Origin of the sequence: Aquabacterium sp. (genome assembly GCF_014378415.1) — a bacterium.
GTDB lineage: Bacteria > Pseudomonadota > Gammaproteobacteria > Burkholderiales > Burkholderiaceae_C > Aquabacterium.
The window spans coordinates 1-18927 of the sequence record NZ_JACMNS010000166.1 but is presented as its reverse complement, the minus strand read 5'-3'; the positions used below and the strand labels follow the sequence as shown (position 1 = coordinate 18927).

The following is an 18927-nucleotide window of genomic DNA, read 5'->3' as shown; positions in this document are numbered from 1 at the left end:
TGAACCCCGAAAGGGGCCTGAAATCACGTTGGAAACGTCCAAAGCCATGAATTCCGGCTGAATTTGACCGTCATCGCGACATTCAAGCCCACGATAGCTGCTGGGTGTGCGTGAAGCGGTCATTGATCAGCAGCTCCCTAGCCCTTGCAACTTATGAAAAAGCCTTACCCTGAGTAACCCGAAGGTAGGGTCGATATATGAATGGTATTTTATAAATCCCCTCATCTCTCGCCGCACGCTGCTCAAAGAAACCAACAAAAACCAGTTCCGCAGCGATCAATTTCGTCTCATCATGACTTTTCACCCAAAGAGCGGCAAGTGTTTCGATATTCTGCTCGGCTTTGTTACCATCCAGTTTTTGTATATATTGCTTTAAGTGGGCGTTTTCTGCGAATAAATTTTGTTCTGTCTTTACTTTTGAGACCTCTGACGTGGCAGCCTTAACGGAAGGGCGGCTAAAAATATTTTGGGGTTCAATTTTTCGTGTGCCGATGGAGATCGATTCTTTTTCGCAATTGATCACCTCGTTGTGAAAGTGTATAACTTCTCTCGGCGCAGCGTTTCCCAATCCGTCCCTAACGCGATTTAGAATCCAGTCGAATGTGTCGGATTGCTTTTCACCGATTTCAACCTGCTCAGGAAACATTTTGTAGTAAAGTGATCGCTGCTCAGCGTGACTTCGCTCAATTGCGTCCGTGTTTACCTGATATTGCGCCGCGATTTGAGGATTTCTTATTGCACGCAATATTATCAAATTCAGCAAACTTTGAGGAGACCAACTAATGGTTGTGGTTCGAGTTATGTGACTAGACTCCCGAAATCCCTCATCAGTAATTCGCTTCCAAATATCATCTCGAAGGAAGACCTTGAGGCATATTGCCTCAAGGTCTTCAATGTCTCTGTAAGTTTTAAAAAGTGCCCTAAGTGCATTTTTCTCCAACTCGGCATCTTGATCAAATGCAACATCAAGTCGATCAAATAGCATCCAGTATCTCAATGATTTCCTCATGAGATAGTCATTAAGACTTTCAAGCAACTCATCCACCGAAACAAATCCAAGCTTATGATTTTCGGCGGTGGGGGTTTTAAATGTAATCTTCCCCGTCACCGAGCCGTCTGGTGCTGCCCCACCCTCAATGGATTCGAGATTGATGATTCGACGAGCAAAGGACATTGCAGAATTAACCAGTCTCTTTAACGTATTCTTTTCTTCAATTAGCCCCGCCTCTACCAATTTGTTTTTTACTTCGTTTGCCTCGTCTGCGCAGCTGCCACTTTCCAACAACTGCTGCACTATGAGTTGACAAATATATATTTTCCAAAGAGTTATAAATTCCGCCTCCGTTGTGGGTGGAGTATTTTTTATCTCTGAAAAAACGGTCTGCCCAGTAGGTTTTTCTGCGGAAATTAGCGTTGTACCTTCTTGCTTCAGTTGTTCTGCCTGCTTGAAAAGGAGTGTATATAGCGCACTTTTCCCCGCACCCTTCGATCCAAATATTATATCTACTTTGCCACTTCTTACTTTTTCCCAGTGCTCTGTTTTTATAAAATAAACGGATAGATCCTGTGACTCGTTCTCAGCGACGCGGTCCCCGAAGGTGATGTTCAGTGTGTCGTTCATATTTCTGAATTTATATAGATTTTTGTTGGTTGCCTGATTCGTCTACCGGCAATCATGGGATAAGGTTAACGCCTACGGCAAGCCGCGCCGGAGTGCGAAGCTTGTGGGCCTCGGCTGGCCAAAAATGGCTACTGCTCGGAAAATTCATTGAAAATATGCTGATTTACACATAATTTTAATGTGGTCTTGGAGCTATTTAATGACTTCTAAGTCGCCCTCGAAATGGCACGTCGGAATGTCTAGGCCGTAGATCTGTCCGTGAATTGATGCGAGCACACCAGGCTCCTCCTCAAATACCGTGAAGGAAATTGTCCTATCTAGGGAAGTAGCTCCGCTATTTGCGAACTTGACATTGTTTGCAACATACTCTGATCCTTGTTTGCTAGCTCGCCCAGATATCCTCCATCCCGCATTGCTTCCAGGTACAACCTCAGTCATGGCAAAGCCGATACTTTCATCTTGGATGATAAAGGTCTCCACCTCATAGTAGCCATCAGTGGCCGGGATGTAGTCAAGTTGGCCTGCGTATCGACGATAGTACATACCACTAATCTCCCGGTTATTTTTCAGATAGATGCGATGTGCCAGCAAAAAACCTACCCATAATTTAGACATCAAGCATTCATGCATTCATTGTCGGCTATCGATATGCCCATCTACGTCGATGAATAACCAAATGAAATAGACCCCAATACGTCCCGCCTCCCGGCAATCACCGCAAAATTCTTAACATCTTTAGCCCACCCTCCATCCGCCGCGAGCGATTCGTCGAAAACGAAGCTCGTTGAGCATAGATCACTCCTTGTTACAGGTCAATTCGCAAGCCCCGAACCTCACCCGCACCCCTTCAACCATGGCGCGCCACCCTAAAAAACTTACACGCGGCACTTCAATCCTCGCGCATCACCCAAATATCACGACGCACCGCCCAAAAAGCCCCACCCGCAAGCCTCAAAGGCCCTGCACGCAAGCATCCAACTCCCGACGCACAACCCAAATACCGTCGCACGCAACGCCCTGAACCTTGCGCACGCCCCAAAAAGACTCACCCCCTCAGCCCCAACAACCTCGCACGCAACCCTCCAACACCGTCGCGCCGCCCTCAAACCCTTGCGCGCAAGGCTCTGGTGCCTTGCGCACAACCCTCAAAGCCCCACCCCGCAAGCCAAAAAGCCCCGCGCCCCGCTCTAAAACACCCGCGCACCACCCTCAAACCCTTGCGCGCAAGGCTCCACATCCTTGCGCACGCCCCAAAAAGCCTTGCGCCCCACCCCAAAAGCGCCCCTCTCCACCCTCTTATGCAACCAGTTGCATAAAAACCCCCCATCCCCTACAGTCCTGCCACCAATAGCACCACCCCTCTCGCTTGCAAGGCCCCCACACATGCCCACCCCCTACCCCCACCTCCTGCAACCCCTCGACCTCGGCTTCACCACCCTCCCCAACCGCGTCATCATGGGTTCCATGCACGTGGGCCTGGAAGAAGCCAAGGACGGTTTCGCGCGCATGGCCGCCTTCTACGCCGAACGGGCGCGCGGCGGTGTGGGCCTGATCGTGACCGGCGGCATCGCCCCCAATGACGAAGGCGCGCCCTTCCCCGGCGGCTCGCGCCTCACCACCCAAGAAGAAGCCGACCACCACCAGGTCGTGACCGAGGCCGTGCACCGCGAAGGCGGCAAGATCGCCCTGCAGATCCTGCACTTCGGCCGCTACGCCTACCACCCCGGCCTGGTCGGCCCCAGCGCCATCAAGGCGCCCATCAGCCCCGCCACCCCGCGCGCGCTCACGTCCGATGAAGTCGCCAAGACCATCGACGACTACGCCCGCTGCGCTGCCCTGGCCCAATCGGCCGGTTACGACGGCGTCGAGGTCATGGGCTCCGAGGGCTACCTGATCAACGAGTTCATCGCCGCCCGCACCAACCAGCGCGACGACGAATGGGGCGGCAGCTACGCCAACCGCATCCGCTTCCCCGTTGAGATCGTCAAGCGCGTGCGCGAACGCGTAGGCCCCAACTTCATCATCATTTACCGCCTGTCAATGCTCGACCTGGTCGAAGGCGGCTCTACGTTTGAAGAGGTGGTGCAGCTGGCCCAGGCCATCGAGGCCGCGGGCGCCACCATCCTCAACACCGGCATCGGCTGGCACGAGGCACGCATCCCCACCATCGCCACCAAGGTGCCGCGCGCGGCCTTCGCCTGGGTCACGCAGAAGATGAAGGGCCACGTGGGCATCCCCCTGGTCGCCACCAACCGCATCAACACACCCGAAGTAGCCGAGGCGCTGCTGGCCGATGGCTTCTGCGACATGGTCTCGATGGCGCGCCCGCTGCTGGCCGACGCCTTCTTCGTGCAAAAGGCCAAGGAAGGCCGCGCGGACGAGATCAACACCTGCATCGGCTGCAACCAGGCCTGCCTGGACCACACCTTCGGCGGCAAGATCACTTCCTGCCTGGTCAACCCGCGCGCTTGCCACGAGACGCTGCTCAACTTCCCGCGCACCACGCAGGTCAAGCGCATCGCCGTGGTCGGCGCGGGCCCGGCGGGCTTGAGCTTCGCCACCTATTCGGCCGAGCGCGGCCACGACGTCACCTTGTTCGAAGCCGGCCCCGATGTGGGCGGCCAGTTCAACGTCGCCAAAAAGGTGCCGGGCAAGGAAGAGTTCTACGAGACCCTGCGCTACTTCCGCAAGCAACTGGCGCTGACCGGCGTGAAGACGCAGTTCAACCAACGCGTCACCGCGCAAGACTTGATCAACGGCAAGTTCGATGAAGTGGTGCTGGCCACCGGCGTCACGCCGAGTACGCCGCCCATCGAAGGCATCCACCACGCCAAGGTGCTGAGCTACCTCGACGTGATCCGCGATGGCAAGCCCGTGGGCAACGTGGTGGCCATCATCGGCGCGGGCGGCATCGGCTTCGACGTGGCCGAGTACCTCACGCACGCGGGCGAAAGCGCCAGCGTCAACCCGGCCAAGTTCTACGCCGAGTGGGGCATCGACACCAGCTACGCCGACCGTGGCGGCATCAAGCCCGCCGATCTTGAAAAATCGCCCAGGCAGGTCTACCTGCTGCAACGCAAGACCAGCAAGGTGGGCGACGGCCTGGGCAAGACCACGGGCTGGATCCACCGCACAGGCCTGAAGAACCGCGCCGTGCACATGATCGCGGGCGTCACGTACAACAAGGTGGACGACGCCGGCTTGCACATCACCGTGGGTGGCGAGCCCAAGCTCATCCCCGCCGACACGGTGGTGCTGTGCGCGGGCCAAGATCCCTTGCGCGAACTGCAGGCTGACTTGCAAGCTGCTGGCTGCAAAGTGCACCTGATCGGTGGCGCCGACGTGGCCGCCGAGCTGGACGCCAAGCGCGCCATCAAGCAAGGCGCCGAGTTGGCCGCCGCCATCTGACCTGGCCCCACGCCCCGGAGACCCCACATGAGCACCCCCACTTACGAGACCTTGACCGTCACCCTGGCCGACCACATCGCCACCGTGCGCCTGAACCGCCCCGACAAAGCCAACGCCATGAACCTGGCGATGTGGCACGAGATCCGCCAGGCCTTCCAGTGGATCGACGCCACGCCCGAGGCCCGCGTGGCCATCATCGAAGGCGAAGGCAAGCACTTCACCTCGGGCATTGACCTGACCATGATGATGGGCCTGCAAGCGCAAATCAAAAGCGATTGCGACGGCCGCACCCGCGAAAACCTGCGCCGCATGATCCTGGATTTGCAAGACACGCTGACCAGCATGGAGCGCTGCCGCAAGCCCGTGCTGGCCGCCGTGCATGGCGCCTGCGTGGGCGGTGGGATCGACCTGATCACCTGCACCGACATGCGCTATTGCAGTGCCGAGGCCTACTTCACCATCAAGGAAATCGACATCGGCATGACGGCGGATGTGGGCACCTTGCAGCGCTTGCCCAAGCTGATCAGCGACGGCATGGCGCGCGAGCTGGCCTACACCGGCCGCAAGGTGCTGGCCACTGAGGCCAAAGAGATCGGCCTGGTCAACCGCGTGTTCGACACGCCCCAGGCCCTGCGTGATGGTGTGCGCGAAATCGCGGCCACCATCGCGGCCAAATCACCGCTGTCGATCCGTGGCACCAAGGAAATGATCCTGTACGCACGCGATCACAGCGTGGCCGATGGCCTGAACTACATCGCCACCTGGAACGCCGCCATGCTGATGTCCACCGACCTGCAAGCGGCCATGATGGCGCAGATGAGCAAGCAGACGCCGGAGTTTCTGGACTGAGGGCGAAGAAGCCTCAATCAATCCCGGTCAACGGGCTTGCCGGGCTTTTTGTCCGGCTTTTGAAAGGTCTTGGGGCGGAACACATTGCCGTCCCAATCGCCCCGGGTGCGGGCCCGGTTGATCACGGCCTCAGCCTCCTTGGCCGCTTTTTTCTTGGACACGCGCCAACGCCAGGTTTTGACCACCCAGGTGCTGTAACGCTGCCAGCGGCCCAGCACGGCGCGGTCAAGTTGATCGCGGCGGCGGCTGCCGATCATCAGCCGCACCAGCATGAGCAGGCACGCGGCGGCAGTCGTCAGGGCTATCGTCTTTTCAATCAGAGCCATTGCTCGCTTTCATCCATCCTGGCCTCCATCGTATCCAATAAGGCCGCCGCCGTCCCCCCCATAAAACGTGGTGTCCAGAGCCCCCAAAGGCATCGGGGCCATTGAGTGCGCCCGATGCTGTGAACGCTTTTGCCTTAAAATTAGGTTGTACGCAATTTAATTCACCCCCAACCACACCGTCTGGATCCCACCATGTCGCTTGAAAAAATCGTCTACACCGCCCACGCCACCGCCACCGGGGGCCGCGAGGGCCGCGCCGTATCGTCTGACAACCTGCTGGACGTCTCCCTGGCCTTGCCCAAGGAAATGGGCGGCAACGGCAACGGCACCAACCCTGAGCAACTGTTCGCTGCGGGTTACTCGGCCTGTTTCCTGGGCGCCATGGGCTTCGTGGCCGGCCAAAAGAAAACACCCCTGCCCGCCGGCACCAATGTGCAAGGCGATGTGTCGATCGGCCCCATCCCCACGGGTTTCGGCATCCAGGCCACGCTGAACATCACTTTGCCCGGCATGCCGGCCGACGAAGCCAAGGCGCTGGTCGATGCTGCCCACATCGTCTGCCCTTACTCCAACGCCACGCGCAACAACATCACCGTGACCTTGAACGTGCTGTAACCCGCAGCTACAACCGGGCACCAATGGGCGCAAGTTTCATGAGGAATCGGTGATAACGTGATGTTTCCACCGTGTTTTTCGGGTTGACGTCGATCGCGAAGTCAACTTAAGCTTGCGCCCCATGCCTTTTGTGTTTTGCCGCAGTCGCCCAGCTTGTTCCAAAGTCGCCAGCGCCCCGCTGAGCCAGACTTTGAACGCAGGGCGCGCCAAAGCAGCCATTTTGGCGATTTGCCTGGCGTTTTCGGTCTCATCGGCCAGTGCGCAAACCAGCAATCAACAGGCCCTCAGCCCTGATGCCGCAGCCGCCATCGCCGCGCTGACCGGGCAAGCCCCGTCGGCCAACACCGCCCCCACCGAAACCAACGCCGACCCGATCAGCCGTTTCTTGTCAGACAAAGGCCTGATCAACACCAAGCCGGTCACCGACCTGGCCCAGCAGGTTCGCAACAAGGCCACCAACATGGCGTCTGAACTCGTGCTGTCGGCCATGAATTTTCTGGGCGTGCCCTACAAGCGCGGCGGCCAGTCCTCTGACAGCGGTTTTGACTGCAGCGGCTTCACCCGCCACGTGTTTGAAAACAGCGTGGGCCTGATCCTGCCCCGCCGCGCGTCCGAGCAAGCCAATTCGCCCGACCTGGTGTCGGTCAAGCAGGCCGAACTCAAGCCGGGCGACCTGGTGTTTTTCAACACCCTGCGCCACACTTTTTCGCACGTCGGCATCTACATCGGCGACAACAAGTTCATCCACTCGCCCCGCGCTGGTGGCGAGGTTCGGGTCGAGGACATGCGCCTGTCGTACTGGCAAAAGCGTTTTGACGGCGCCCGCCGCGCGCCCAAGGTCGAAGCCACCACCCCCGCCACGCCCTGACCGCATCAACAACCCGACATCCCCCCGGGTCACGTGGTGCAGGCGCCGCCAACAGCGCCCCGCTGTCGCACAATGGCGGCCATGAGTGAGTCCACGCTGGCCCCCCTGCAACGCTTGCGCGAGCAACTGCGGGCGCCCCGAACCAGCCCCATCCTTCCCCTTCAAGGGCCCCGGTCGGCCGCACGCGAGCCCATCGACAGGCTTGGCCGCCCCTTGCGTGACCTGCGCATCTCGGTGACCGACCGCTGCAACTTCCGCTGCAGCTACTGCATGCCGCGCGATGTGTTCGGCAGCGACCATGCCTTCCTGCCACAGCCGCAATTGCTGTCCTTTGAAGAGATCACGCGCACCGCCCGCATCTTCATGGGGCTGGGCGTGCGCAAGCTGCGCCTGACTGGTGGCGAGCCCTTGTTGCGCCGCCACCTTGAGCGCCTGATTGAACAACTGGCGCAGCTGCGCACGCTGGATGGCCAGGCGCCCGAGCTGACCTTGACCACCAACGGCTCGATCCTGGCCCGCAAGGCGCAGGCGCTGAAAGACGCGGGCCTGCACCGCATCACCGTGAGCCTGGACGCCCTGGACGATGCGGTGTTCAAGCGCATGAACGACGCCGACTTCCCGGTGGCCGATGTGCTCACCGGCATTGAAGCTGCGCAGGCCGTGGGCCTGGGCCCGATCAAGGTCAACATGGTGGTGCAGCGCGGCGTCAACGACGATCAGATCCTGCCAATGGCACGGTACTTTCGCGGCACCGGCATCGAGCTGCGCTTCATCGAGTTCATGGACGTGGGCAACACCAACGCCTGGCAGATGGACCAGGTGCTGGCGTCCAGCCAGGTGCGTGAGCGCATCCACGCGCAGTTTCCCTTGCAAGCCACGACCAGCCAACGCCCTGGTGAGACCGCAGAGCGCTGGTCTTATGCCGATGGCCAAGGCTCGGTGGGCTTCATCTCCAGCGTCACCCAGGCCTTTTGCGGTGACTGCAACCGCCTGCGGCTGTCGACCGACGGGCAGCTGTTCACCTGCCTGTTCGCCAGCCGGGGGCACGACCTGCGCGCCCTGCTGCGTGCAGACCAAGGCCATTCAGATGACGACATCGCCGCTGGTCTGCGCCACCTGTGGTCTCGGCGTGAAGACCAATACTCGCAACTGCGGGCCCAAGGCGTGGCGCCCGAGCACCGCATCGAGATGAGCTACATCGGTGGCTGAGGCCATGCCGCAGTCCGAGGTGACCGGGTGGATCCTGGCGGGCGGTGAAGGTCGGCGCATGGGCGGTGCCAACAAGGGCCTGCAGCCCTACCAGGGCCAGGCTTTGGCAAGCTGGGTGATCCATGCCTTGCGGGGCCAGGTCAGCACCTTGCGCATCAACGCCAACCGCGACCTGGCGAACTATGCGCAGTTGCTGGAAGCCGCATCAGCTGGCGGCGAGGTCTGGCCCGACGACGAAGGCATCAACACCTCACTCGGCCCCCTGGCTGGCATCCTGACGGGCCTGCGCCAGGTGGCGACCCCGTGGTTGATGGTGTCCGCCTGCGACACCCCGGCCCTGCCCTCAACGCTGGTTGGTCAATTGCACCAGCAGGCCCTGGCCCACCACGCCAACATCGCCGTGCCAGTGACCTGCGATGCCAACGGAGAAACCCGCCACCACTGGACTTGCGCCCTGATCCACGCCCACACCCGCCCATCACTGGAAGCCGCCTTGGCCCAAGGCGAGCGGCGCGTTGGCCAGTGGATCAAGTCATGCGCCTGGATCGGCGTATCCTTCGACGACCCTGCAGCTTTCATCAACATCAACATCCCGGAGACACTGCATGGACCTGTCTGAACCATCCTGCGCCCGAATAGCCCGCATCGGGCCGGCTGATCTGAACGCCTACAAGTCTTTGCGCGATGAAGGCCTGCGCCTGCACATTGATGCCTTCGACAACGACATCGAAAGCGAGCACGCGCGCCCACCCGAGGGCTACATCGGCAGACTCGGCCTGCACGACACTTTGGGCGGCACGTTTTTGCTGGGCGCCTGGCACGGCCGAAAGCTGGTCGGCACCATCGGGCTAGAGCGCCAATCCTTGCAGAAGCTGCGCCACAGCGCCGAACTCAACAGCATGATGGTCAGCCCCTCGCACATGGGCGAAGGCCTGGGCGACCTGCTCATGACGGCCTGCCTCAGCGAGGCCCGCAAAGCCATCGGCCTGGAGCAGATCACCTTGCGCGTTAGCACCTCCAGCACGGCCGCCATCCGCCTTTATGAGCGCGCTGGCTTCCAGGCCTGCGGCGTCGTTCCCCACGTGATCAAGCTGATCGACGGGCCCGGCCAGGTCCGCTATTTCGACAAGCTGACCATGGTCATGATCCTGTAAGGATCATTCACGCCATGGCTTCGGCCGCGCCCCGGTTGGCCAGGCCATCGGCGCGTTCATTGCCAGGGTCACCCGCGTGGCCCTTCACCCAACGCCAGTCCACCTGGTGCTCGGCGGCGGCCAGCTCCAGACGTTGCCAAAGATCAGCGTTCTTGACCGGCTTGTTGTCCGCCGTTTTCCAGCCCTTGCGCTTCCAGCCCGTGTTCCATTCCGTGATGCCTTTGCGCACGTACTGGCTGTCGGTGTAGATGATGACCGAGCAGCGCCGCTTGAGTGCCGTCAGGGCCTGGATCACCGCCATCAACTCCATGCGGTTATTGGTCGTCAAGGTCTCACCGCCCCACATCTCCTTTTCATGCTGGCCGCTCACCATCCACACGCCCCAGCCGCCCGGCCCCGGGTTGCCTTTGCACGCACCGTCGGTGTAGACCACCACGGGCTGTTCCATCTCACTCATTCTTGTCCTTGTTGAAAATGGCTTGTCTTTGCTGGCGGCTGGTCACGGCCGCAGGCGCTGCAACCGGGTGTGGCACGCGCGCCTTGCGCACCTTGCCCACCATGCGCATGCCCCGCGCCCGCTTGACGGCCACCACGAAGTAAACGGCGCCCAGCACCGGCCACCAACGATCGCCCGCGCGGTCCATCCACTCCAACCGATTCCACCATGTTTCGCTGCTGATCATGGGGCGGTAGCAGCCAAAACTGCCCGCCTCCACCTCCAGATCCAGCAGGCGCAGCCAATCTCGCAAACGCCAGTACGCGATGAATTCGCCTTGCGGCAAAACCGTGGCACGATCAACACCCCAAGTGCCCATGCGCTGCCACAAGCCCCACAAGCTGGCCGGGTTGAACCCGGCGATCACCACGCGCCCCTCGGGCACCAGCACACGCTCGACCTCGCGCAAGGTGTGGTGGGGGTCGCGCGCCAGCTCCAAAGCGTGCGGCAGCACCACCAAGTCCAGGCTGTTGCTCGGGAATGGCAGCGCCTCGAAATCGCAGCGCAAACTCAAGGGCGCGCCCTGCTCCAGCGACACAGGGCCTTTCTCGGCGGGGGGCGTCCAGCCCTGGTAGGCTGTGTCCAAGGCCAACCAGCGGTGGGGCATGCGGTTCGTGCGCAACCCATCCAGTTCCGGCAGGCCCAATTGCATGGCGTGAAAACCGAACACATCGGCCACCAACCGATCAATCTGGCATTGTTCCCACTCCAGCAAAGCCTGGCCTGGCGGCAAGGCCAGCCAGGGGTGCAACTCTATAATCGGCGCGACTTTACTCATGAATCTGCTTGCCCTACCCGCCTTCACTGACAACTACATCTGGATGCTTCACGATGGCCAAAAAGCCCTCGTCGTGGATCCGGGAGACTCGACGCCCGTTCTGGATGCCTTGCAAAGCCTGGGCCTTGAACTGGCGCTCATTCTAGTGACCCATCGCCACCTGGACCATGTCGGCGGCCTGGCAGCCTTGCGGCCCCACCTGAAAGGTCCGGTCTATGGCCCCGCCAACTCCGACATCGAAGGTGTTGACATCAAGGTGGGCGAAGGCTTTTACATTGATTTTCTAGGCACAAGGGTTGACGTGTGGGACACCCCCGGCCACACTGCGGACCACATCACCTATTTGGTGCGTTCCGACCTCACTCAACCGGGCCAGCCGCCCTTGCTGTTTTGCGGCGACACCCTTTTCAGCGCTGGATGTGGCCGCCTTTACGACGGCACGGCCGAACAACTGTTCCAGGCCTTGAGTCGTTTCAGCACCCTGCCTGGCAACACCACCGTGTGCTGCACCCACGAATACACCCTGGATAACCTGCGTTTTGCCCGCGCCGTGGAACCGCACAACACCGACACTGCCGCCTATAAGATGACTTGCCAACAACTGAGACAGCTTGGCAAGCCGACTTTGCCGACCACGATGGCCACCGAGATGGCCATCAACCCATTCATGCGCTGTGCCCAACCTCAGGTGATCGCCAGCGCCCAACAACATGGCGCCCAAGACAGCTCCGGCTCGGCGGTTTTCACCGCCCTGCGCCAATGGAAAAACAGTTTCAAAGCATGAGCATCATCAAGCCCGCCCTTCGACCCATCGCCCTTTGCGTTGCCCTGGTCAGCGCCCTCCTGGTCACAGGCTGCTCCAGCCTGGACACGTTCATCACCCGATCGAGTGATCAAGACGGCGCCACCAAATTGGCCGCAGCGACCACCGCGGCGGCCATGGTCGCGGTGGCGCCCTCGGCCCCCACAATCAAAGCCCAGGTCAAAGCCCAGGCCAATCGAGGTGTCGCCTTGCAAGACGACGCTCGCGAAGCCGTGGGCACCCCCACCGACCCGCTGCGCCCAGACACCACGCTGGACCTGGACGATCTGAGCGCCAACCAAGACCTGTGGGCCCGCGTGCGCCGTGGTTTTGGTCTGCCTGAGCTGGACATCGCGCTGGTCGGTGACCACGAGCGTTGGTACGCCAGCCGCCCCGACTACGTACAGCGCATGACCGAGCGCTCCAGCCGCTACCTCTTCCATGTGCTGGAAGAGATCGAGCGCCGCCAGATGCCCACCGAGCTGGCCCTGCTGCCTTTCATCGAAAGCGCCTTCAACCCACAAGCCCAGTCATCGGCCCGAGCCTCCGGCATCTGGCAATTCATGCCCGCCACGGGCAAGGATTTCGAGCTCAAGCAAAACGTGTTTCGCGATGACCGCCGCGACGTGCTCGCATCCACCCGGGCCGCGCTTGACTACCTGCAGCGCCTTAACCGCCAGTTTGGCGACTGGCACCTGGCCCTGGCCGCCTACAACTGGGGCGAAGGCAATGTGCAAAAGGCCATCAACCGCAACATCAAGGCGGGCCTGCCCACCGACTACCTCAGCCTGAACATGCCGGCCGAGACGCGCAACTACGTGCCCAAGCTGCACGCCGTGCGCAACATCGTGCTGCGTCCAGACAGCTTCGGCCTGATCCTGACGCCGATCGAGAACCATCCTTACTTTGTCAGCGTTCCCATCCAGCGCGACATGGACGTGCCCCTGGCCGCCAAACTGGCCGGCCTGTCCACTGACGCGTTCAAGGACCTCAACCCCTCGATGAACAAACCGGTGATCCTGGCCGCTGGCACGCCCCAGGTGCTCTTGCCTTACGACAACGCCAGCCAGTTTGTGCACAACCTCAGCCAGCACAAGGGCCTGCTGGCCACCTGGACGGCGTGGACCGTGCCGCGCACCATGCGCCCAGCCGAAGCCGCCAAGCAAGTCGGCATGAGCGAGGACGCGTTGCGCGACATCAACCGCATTCCGCCCAAGATGCTGGTCAAGGCGGGCTCAACCCTGCTGGTGCCCCGCAGCCAGCACCGTGAACAAGACGTGTCTGAAACCGTGGCCGACAACGCCATGATGGCCCTGGCCCCAGACGTGCCGCCCCTGCGCCGCATGACACTGCGTGCTGGCAAGGGCGATTCGGTGGCCAGCCTGGCCCGCCGTTACCGCGTGTCGGCCTCGCAAGTGGCGCAATGGAATCGCGTATCGGCCTCGTCCAAGTTCACCCGTGGCCAAAGCGTGGTGGTCTATGTGGCCGCAGGCAAAAAAGTGCAGAAAAACACACGCACCGTGGCACGCTCGTCCAGCAAGGCCGCGGTCAAGGTGGCCAGCGCATCCCGCACTGGCAACCGCGTCGTGAAAGGCCGCGCGACACCCAGCCGCGCCAGCCGTGTGCGAGTAGCCAGCGCTCGCTGACCTTCCCCGCACCTCAAAGCCTTCTTCAGGCCGCCATCATCAGCAGTGCGATGTTGGTGGCCAGGCCTGCAGTCCACACCAGGGTGCGCAGTGAGCCCAAGTCGGCCAGGTACAGGGCCGTGTACACGAGGCGAATGCCAATGTAGGCCAGGGCCAGCAGGTCGATGCGGGCCTGATCAGCCAGCGCCATCTGGGCAAAGATCACTGCCGCTGCGAACAGTGGCAAACCTTCAAAACCATTGATCTGCGCGGCATGGGCACGTTGGTGCCAGCCCGTCAACTTGCCCGCCCACTCGCGCGGGTTGTTGTTGTCGTAGCCGCCGTTTTTACGGCCCAGGCGAATCGTGCCGGCCTTGGCCAGACCCACGGTCAACACCGGCAACATGAAAGCGGCCAGGACTGTCCATTTGGCAATCGTCATCAAAATCTCCTTGGTCTCTTGGACCCATGTCTGTTTTGGAAATGCACGCCCAAGGGATCAACGTCGATCCATGAAAGCGTGCGCAATGGTACCCAGGTCCACGTACTCCAACTCACTGCCAACGGGAACGCCGCGCGCCAGTCGCGTCACTTTTAAACCACGCTGACGCAGCGCCTCGCCAATGACATGGGCCGTGGCCTCACCTTCGGCATTGAAATTGGTGGCCAGGATCACTTCGCTGACCAGGCCGTCGACTGCGCGTTGAAGCAAAGCGGTCAGGCCAATGTCGTGCACACCGATGCCATCGAGCGGGCTGAGCCGCCCCAGCAGCACGAAGTACAAGCCGTGGTAACTGCCCGTGCGCTCGAAGGTGGCCTGATCGGCCGGGCTTTCGACCACGCACAGCAGGCTTTGATCGCGCGATTCGTCCTGGCAAACATCGCACACCGGCGCGCGGCTGAAGGTGTGGCAACGCTCGCAGTGCCCGATCTCATCGATGGAGGCCGCCAGCGCCTGCGACAGCTTCATGGCCCCAACACGGTCATGCTGCAACAGGTGAAACGCCATGCGCTGCGCCGACTTCTGCCCCACGCCGGGCAGGCAGCGCAGGGCATCGATCAGGATCTCTACAGCCGGATCGGCCATGTTGTCGTCGAGGTGCTCAGAACGGCAGTTTCATGCCGGGAGGCATGGGCATGCCGGCGGTCAACTTGCCCATCTTTTCCTGCGAGGTGGCTTCTGCACGGCGCACCGCGTCGTTGAAAGCAGCGGCCACCAAGTCTTCCAGCATGTCTTTGTCATCGGCCAGCAAGCTGGGGTCAATGGTGACGCGCTTGACGTCGTTCTTGCAGGTCATCAGCACTTTGACCAAGCCGGCGCCAGACTGGCCTTCAACCTCGATCAGGCCCAGTTCGTCCTGGGCCTTTTTCAGGTTGTCCTGCATTTGCTGGGCTTGCTTCATCAAGCCGGCGAGTTGTCCTTTGAGCATGACGATTCCTTCTTATCTAACGCTTACGCAAACCGCGATTGTCACCCGGAACACGGGCGATCACAGCGGGCGAATGGATCCGGCCACGATGCGGGCGCCAGGATATTGGGCCAGGACAGAGATCACCAGGGGATCGCGCTGGATCAAATCCTCGGCCGCGCGCTGGCGGCGCTCTCGGGTCGCCTGATCGCGTTGAGCCGGTGTGTTGACCGCCGCGCCACCTTCCAGCTCGATGACGGCCGTGTGCTCCAGCAATTGCGACAAGGCTTGGGCCAGGCGCTCACGGTGCATCTCGCCACGCAGGCTTTCGCGCTCGACACGCAGTTGCCAGCGGCTGCCGCCGGCCTCTTCGATGGTGGCCAAGCATTGGGCCTGCATGGCCAGTTCACGGACCAGGGCGGTGATGCTGTTGCGCGCCGCCATTTGCGCCACCAGCTGCGCCCAGCGGGCTGACAAGGGATCGTCTGGCAAGGCGGCGACCACCGGCTGTTCAGGAGGCGCCGGTGGTTCAGCCAGGGATGGGGATGGTGCTTCTACAGGCGGTGAGTCCGGTTCGGCATTGCCCGCCTCGTAGGCCTGATCGGGCAAAACCTCCCACGGTGGAATGCCCTGAGAAACCTTGGGCACGGGTGCCGAAACGAGTTTGGGCGCCACGGGCTGAGCAATGGGCCGCGCAGCCACCGCCTTGGCGGCCTTTTGCACTGTGAGCTCGGGGGCCAGCCTGTTGGCGGCGCCCGAGCCTTCAGCTTTTGGGCTGGGCGGGGCCCGGTCTCCCACATGTTGTACGGCCTGTGTGGGCTTGAACGCCAGCAAACGCAACAGCAGCATCAGCAGGCCGCTGTACTCATCGGGCGCCAAGGCCAGTTCAGCCCGCCCTTGCAAGGCCAGGCTGTAAAACAACTGGGTTTCATCGGGGGCCAGCAGGGCGGCCAAGGACTGCCACAAGGCCGCGTCAGGATCCGAGCCATCCACCGCCTGCGGCACGGCCTGGATCACCGCCATGCGTTGCAAGGCCGTGGCCAGCTCTTCCAAGGTGCCTGAAGCCGACAAGCCCAGCTCGCGCAAGGTGTCGACTGCAGCCACCAAACCTGCGCCATCGCTAGCAGACACCGATTCAATGATCTTCTGAATGTGCTGCCTGTCCACAGCACCCAGCATCAACCGCACATTGACTTCGAGCAAAGCACCGCCGCCAAAAGCGATGGCCTGGTCGGTCAGCGACAAGGCATCACGCATCGAGCCACGGGCGGCCCTTGCCAGCAAGCTCAGGGCACCCGGTTCAGCGCTGATGGCCTCGGACGCCATCACCTGCTGCAAGTGGTCCTGCACCGTCTGCATGGCCATCGGCCGCAAGTTGAACTGCAAGCAACGTGACAGCACGGTCACTGGCACCTTTTGCGGATCGGTCGTGGCCAGCACGAACTTCAGGTAGTCAGGCGGCTCTTCCAGCGTCTTCAACATGGCGTTGAAGGCGTGGTTGGTCAGCATGTGCACTTCGTCGATCATGTAGACCTTGAAGCGCCCGACCACTGGCTTGTAGACCGATTGATCCAACAGTTGGGAGATCTCGTCCACCCCGCGGTTGGAGGCGGCGTCCAGCTCCACGTAATCCACGAAGCGGCCCGAATCGATGTCGCAGCAAGGCTGACATTGGCCACAGGGACGCGCCGTGATGCCACCCCTGCCATCCAGCCCCACGCAATTGAGCGATTTGGCCAAAATGCGCGACACGGTGGTTTTACCCACACCCCGCGTTCCGGTGAACAAATAAGCGTGGTGCAAACGCTGCTGGGTGAGCGCGTTGCTCAAAGCCTGAACCACATGCCCCTGGCCAACCATGGCCTCGAAACTGTGGGGGCGGTATTTGCGGGCAAGAACCATTGAACTCATCGCGCGATTTTACCGGCCACCACGCGTCTTTGATAAAAGTTGACGTCAACACATCATCTGAGCACCCCTAAGATTTGGGACAGGCTATGCAATATTCACGCTACCCCCTACAATTTAACGTTGGTGATTTCGGGAAACCTTTTCTTACATGTCATCATGTCAGGTTGCCCACGCACCACCGGTTGACTCGTCTATTCCAGGCCCGGAAAAAGCGAGTGCAGTCGCCGTATAACCATTTATTGGGCTTGCAGTTATGTCGTTTGAATCATTGGGGTTGGCTGAGCCGTTGCTGAAAGCAATCGCCGAAGCTGGCTACACCATCCCAACACCCATCCAGGCACAGGCCATTCCAGCCGTGCTCAGTGGTGGTGACCTGCTGGCAGGCGCGCAAACCGGAACAGGCAAAACTGCCGGTTTCACCTTGCCCCTGCTGCACAAATTGGCCATCAACCAAGCACCTCAAGGTGCCAAGCGCCACATCCGCGCACTGATCCTGACCCCCACCCGCGAACTCGCGGCGCAGGTTGAAGAAAGCGTGCGGACCTACGGCAAGTACTTGCCGCTGCGATCCATGGTGATGTTCGGTGGGGTCGGCATGAAGCCGCAGATCGACGCCCTGCGCCGTGGCATCGACATCCTGGTGGCCACGCCTGGCCGCCTGCTGGACCACCATCAGCAAGGCACCCTGGACCTCAGCCACGTCGAATTCTTCGTGCTGGACGAAGCCGACCGCATGCTGGACATGGGCTTTGTCCATGACATCAAGCGCGTGCTGGCCATCGTTCCCGCCAAGAAGCAAAGCCTGTTGTTCTCGGCCACCTTCTCGGACGAGATCAAGACTCTGGCCGACAAGCTGCTCAACGCCCCCCAGGTGATTGAAGTGGCACGTCGCAATGCCACGGCCGATAAGATCTCGCAAAAGATCCACCCGGTCGACCGCGATCAGAAGAAAGAGTTGCTGACGCACCTGATCAAGTCGCACAACTGGCACCAGGTGCTGGTGTTCACGCGCATGAAGCACGGCGCCAACCGCTTGGTTGAGTACCTGGAAAAGCAAGACATCACCGCCATGGCCATCCATGGCAACAAGAGCCAGAGCGCCCGCACACGAGCCTTGGCCGAGTTCAAATCCGGTGCTCTGCAAGTGCTGGTGGCCACGGACATCGCGGCCCGCGGCATCGACATCGACCAGTTGCCCCACGTCATCAACTACGAACTGCCCAATGTGGCCGAAGACTACGTGCACCGCATTGGCCGCACCGGCCGTGCTGGCGCCGAAGGCGAGGCCATCTCGTTGGTGTGCGTGGACGAAGAAGGCTTCCTGGCCGACATCGAGAAGCTGATCAAACGGCCCATCGAGCGCGAAGTGGTGCAGGGCTTCGAGCCCGACCCCAACGCCAAGGCCGAGCCCATCCTGTTGGGTCGTCGCACCTTGCACGGCGCACCCAGCGGCGGAGGGCGTGGCGGCTCCAATACCGGTGGCCGTCCTGGCGGTGGTGGTGGCGGTGGTGGTGGCCGTGCGGCTCCTCGCAACAACGGTTCACCGCGCGCTGGAGACTCACGCGGCAATGGCGACAAGCGTGGTGGTGGCGGCGGTGGCAATCGCGGCGCGGCGCCGGCTGCACGTGATCGAACACGCTGATCCAGAGAAGCATCCTGTTTGGACAATAAAAAACCCGGCATTGCCGGGTTTTTTCATGAGCGCAACCTATTTAGAAGCTGCGCCAATCGCTCAATGCAAATTACTTCGAGGCTGCTGCCGAAGCGGCTTCAGCCTTGTGAGCTGCCTTCTTGGCGTGGTGCTTGTGCTTCTTGGCAGGCTTGGAAGCCACGGCCGAAGCTTCAGGAGCGGCAGC

19 protein-coding genes are annotated in these 18927 nt (G+C 61.0%); 10 read left to right on the top strand and 9 right to left on the bottom strand.

Features of this window, described 5'->3' with window-relative positions; genetic code table 11:
* Window positions 1-151: 151 nt before the first annotated feature.
* A complete protein-coding gene (locus tag H7225_RS14930) occupies window positions 152-1621 on the bottom strand; it encodes a hypothetical protein (protein ID WP_290663188.1) in 1470 nt (489 codons plus the stop codon).
* A gap of 192 nt (window positions 1622-1813) precedes the next feature.
* Window positions 1814-2236: a hypothetical protein gene (locus H7225_RS14925; RefSeq protein ID WP_290663186.1), complete on the bottom strand. Its 423-nt coding sequence runs from the start codon at window positions 2234-2236 to the stop codon at window positions 1814-1816.
* 768 nt (window positions 2237-3004) lie between these two features.
* Between H7225_RS14925 and H7225_RS14920 the strand changes: the two genes are divergently transcribed.
* Both H7225_RS14920 and H7225_RS14915 read left to right on the top strand, forming a co-directional pair.
* The gene (locus tag H7225_RS14920; protein WP_290663184.1) at window positions 3005-5029 is read left to right on the top strand and encodes an NADPH-dependent 2,4-dienoyl-CoA reductase; all 2025 of its coding nucleotides are present in this window, start codon (window positions 3005-3007) and stop codon (window positions 5027-5029) included.
* 27 nt (window positions 5030-5056) lie between these two features.
* Entirely contained in the window at window positions 5057-5878 is an 822-nt protein-coding gene (locus H7225_RS14915; RefSeq protein WP_290663183.1) for a crotonase/enoyl-CoA hydratase family protein, read from the top strand.
* A 17-nt stretch (window positions 5879-5895) separates the two neighbouring features.
* On the opposite strand, the gene H7225_RS14910 is transcribed toward H7225_RS14915, so the two are convergent.
* On the bottom strand, window positions 5896-6204 hold the full coding sequence (locus H7225_RS14910) for a hypothetical protein (protein ID WP_290663181.1): 309 nt from the start codon (window positions 6202-6204) through the stop codon (window positions 5896-5898).
* Window positions 6205-6396: 192 nt separating this feature from the next.
* On the opposite strand from H7225_RS14910, the gene H7225_RS14905 reads away from it, so the two are divergent.
* The 5 genes from H7225_RS14905 to H7225_RS14885 all read left to right on the top strand — a co-directional run bounded on the left by H7225_RS14905 (window position 6397) and on the right by H7225_RS14885 (window position 10050).
* The gene (locus H7225_RS14905; RefSeq protein WP_290663179.1) at window positions 6397-6819 is read left to right on the top strand and encodes an organic hydroperoxide resistance protein; all 423 of its coding nucleotides are present in this window, start codon (window positions 6397-6399) and stop codon (window positions 6817-6819) included.
* 373 nt (window positions 6820-7192) lie between these two features.
* Window positions 7193-7687, top strand: coding sequence for a C40 family peptidase (locus H7225_RS14900; protein WP_290663192.1), 495 nt, complete (start codon window positions 7193-7195; stop codon window positions 7685-7687).
* A 72-nt stretch (window positions 7688-7759) separates the two neighbouring features.
* Window positions 7760-8896 (top strand): GTP 3',8-cyclase MoaA, encoded by a 1137-nt coding sequence (gene moaA, locus H7225_RS14895; RefSeq protein ID WP_290663177.1) that lies wholly within the window; start codon window positions 7760-7762, stop codon window positions 8894-8896.
* Between the two features lie 4 nt (window positions 8897-8900).
* Window positions 8901-9515, top strand: coding sequence for a molybdenum cofactor guanylyltransferase MobA (gene mobA / locus H7225_RS14890; RefSeq protein ID WP_290663175.1), 615 nt, complete (start codon window positions 8901-8903; stop codon window positions 9513-9515).
* Complete coding sequence (locus H7225_RS14885; RefSeq protein ID WP_290663173.1) at window positions 9502-10050, top strand: GNAT family N-acetyltransferase; 549 nt, start codon at window positions 9502-9504, stop codon at window positions 10048-10050. The genes mobA and H7225_RS14885 overlap by 14 nt, the downstream gene beginning before the upstream one ends.
* A gap of 7 nt (window positions 10051-10057) precedes the next feature.
* Here H7225_RS14885 and rnhA read toward each other — a convergent pair whose 3' ends face one another.
* Both rnhA and H7225_RS14875 read right to left on the bottom strand, forming a co-directional pair.
* Window positions 10058-10498 carry a ribonuclease HI gene (rnhA, locus tag H7225_RS14880; protein WP_290663190.1) on the bottom strand — a complete coding sequence of 147 codons (441 nt, stop codon included), beginning with the start codon at window positions 10496-10498 and terminating at the stop codon, window positions 10058-10060.
* A gap of 1 nt (window position 10499) precedes the next feature.
* The gene (locus tag H7225_RS14875; RefSeq protein WP_290663171.1) at window positions 10500-11324 is read right to left on the bottom strand and encodes a class I SAM-dependent methyltransferase; all 825 of its coding nucleotides are present in this window, start codon (window positions 11322-11324) and stop codon (window positions 10500-10502) included.
* Between H7225_RS14875 and gloB the strand changes: the two genes are divergently transcribed.
* Both gloB and H7225_RS14865 read left to right on the top strand, forming a co-directional pair.
* Entirely contained in the window at window positions 11323-12108 is a 786-nt protein-coding gene (gloB, locus tag H7225_RS14870) for a hydroxyacylglutathione hydrolase (protein ID WP_290663169.1), read from the top strand. The two genes, H7225_RS14875 and gloB, sit on opposite strands and share 2 nt — an antisense overlap.
* A complete protein-coding gene (locus H7225_RS14865; protein ID WP_290663167.1) occupies window positions 12105-13772 on the top strand; it encodes a transglycosylase SLT domain-containing protein in 1668 nt (555 codons plus the stop codon). Before gloB ends, H7225_RS14865 begins: the two co-directional genes overlap by 4 nt.
* Before the next feature lie 25 nt (window positions 13773-13797).
* Here the strand turns inward: H7225_RS14865 and H7225_RS14860 are convergent, their stop codons facing one another.
* Genes H7225_RS14860 through dnaX form a run of 4 tightly spaced genes read right to left on the bottom strand, consistent with a single transcriptional unit; the run spans window position 13798 to window position 17071 of the window.
* Window positions 13798-14193, bottom strand: a complete 396-nt coding sequence (locus H7225_RS14860; RefSeq protein ID WP_290663164.1) for an MAPEG family protein — start codon at window positions 14191-14193, stop codon at window positions 13798-13800.
* A gap of 57 nt (window positions 14194-14250) precedes the next feature.
* Window positions 14251-14838 carry a recombination mediator RecR gene (gene recR, locus H7225_RS14855; protein WP_290663163.1) on the bottom strand — a complete coding sequence of 196 codons (588 nt, stop codon included), beginning with the start codon at window positions 14836-14838 and terminating at the stop codon, window positions 14251-14253.
* Between the two features lie 16 nt (window positions 14839-14854).
* The gene (locus H7225_RS14850) at window positions 14855-15181 is read right to left on the bottom strand and encodes a YbaB/EbfC family nucleoid-associated protein (protein ID WP_230180824.1); all 327 of its coding nucleotides are present in this window, start codon (window positions 15179-15181) and stop codon (window positions 14855-14857) included.
* 60 nt (window positions 15182-15241) lie between these two features.
* The gene (gene dnaX / locus H7225_RS14845) at window positions 15242-17071 is read right to left on the bottom strand and encodes a DNA polymerase III subunit gamma/tau (protein WP_290663162.1); all 1830 of its coding nucleotides are present in this window, start codon (window positions 17069-17071) and stop codon (window positions 15242-15244) included.
* Window positions 17072-17324: 253 nt separating this feature from the next.
* Between dnaX and H7225_RS14840 the strand changes: the two genes are divergently transcribed.
* Window positions 17325-18713: a DEAD/DEAH box helicase gene (locus H7225_RS14840; protein WP_290663161.1), complete on the top strand. Its 1389-nt coding sequence runs from the start codon at window positions 17325-17327 to the stop codon at window positions 18711-18713.
* Window positions 18714-18927: the final 214 nt, after the last annotated feature.

Coding starts and splice junctions, on each gene's coding strand:
- recR (WP_290663163.1), bottom strand. CDS start 14,838: ATGGCCGATCCGGCTGTAGAGATCCTGATCGATGCCCTGCGCTGCCTG.
- H7225_RS14875 (WP_290663171.1), bottom strand. CDS start 11,324: ATGAGTAAAGTCGCGCCGATTATAGAGTTGCACCCCTGGCTGGCCTTG.
- H7225_RS14865 (WP_290663167.1), top strand. CDS start 12,105: ATGAGCATCATCAAGCCCGCCCTTCGACCCATCGCCCTTTGCGTTGCC.
- H7225_RS14905 (WP_290663179.1), top strand. CDS start 6,397: ATGTCGCTTGAAAAAATCGTCTACACCGCCCACGCCACCGCCACCGGG.
- H7225_RS14840 (WP_290663161.1), top strand. CDS start 17,325: ATGTCGTTTGAATCATTGGGGTTGGCTGAGCCGTTGCTGAAAGCAATC.
- mobA (WP_290663175.1), top strand. CDS start 8,901: ATGCCGCAGTCCGAGGTGACCGGGTGGATCCTGGCGGGCGGTGAAGGT.
- rnhA (WP_290663190.1), bottom strand. CDS start 10,498: ATGGAACAGCCCGTGGTGGTCTACACCGACGGTGCGTGCAAAGGCAAC.
- H7225_RS14930 (WP_290663188.1), bottom strand. CDS start 1,621: ATGAACGACACACTGAACATCACCTTCGGGGACCGCGTCGCTGAGAAC.
- H7225_RS14915 (WP_290663183.1), top strand. CDS start 5,057: ATGAGCACCCCCACTTACGAGACCTTGACCGTCACCCTGGCCGACCAC.
- H7225_RS14885 (WP_290663173.1), top strand. CDS start 9,502: ATGGACCTGTCTGAACCATCCTGCGCCCGAATAGCCCGCATCGGGCCG.
- H7225_RS14850 (WP_230180824.1), bottom strand. CDS start 15,181: ATGCTCAAAGGACAACTCGCCGGCTTGATGAAGCAAGCCCAGCAAATG.
- H7225_RS14860 (WP_290663164.1), bottom strand. CDS start 14,193: ATGACGATTGCCAAATGGACAGTCCTGGCCGCTTTCATGTTGCCGGTG.
- H7225_RS14920 (WP_290663184.1), top strand. CDS start 3,005: ATGCCCACCCCCTACCCCCACCTCCTGCAACCCCTCGACCTCGGCTTC.
- gloB (WP_290663169.1), top strand. CDS start 11,323: ATGAATCTGCTTGCCCTACCCGCCTTCACTGACAACTACATCTGGATG.
- H7225_RS14925 (WP_290663186.1), bottom strand. CDS start 2,236: ATGTCTAAATTATGGGTAGGTTTTTTGCTGGCACATCGCATCTATCTG.
- H7225_RS14910 (WP_290663181.1), bottom strand. CDS start 6,204: ATGGCTCTGATTGAAAAGACGATAGCCCTGACGACTGCCGCCGCGTGC.
- dnaX (WP_290663162.1), bottom strand. CDS start 17,071: ATGAGTTCAATGGTTCTTGCCCGCAAATACCGCCCCCACAGTTTCGAG.
- moaA (WP_290663177.1), top strand. CDS start 7,760: ATGGCGGCCATGAGTGAGTCCACGCTGGCCCCCCTGCAACGCTTGCGC.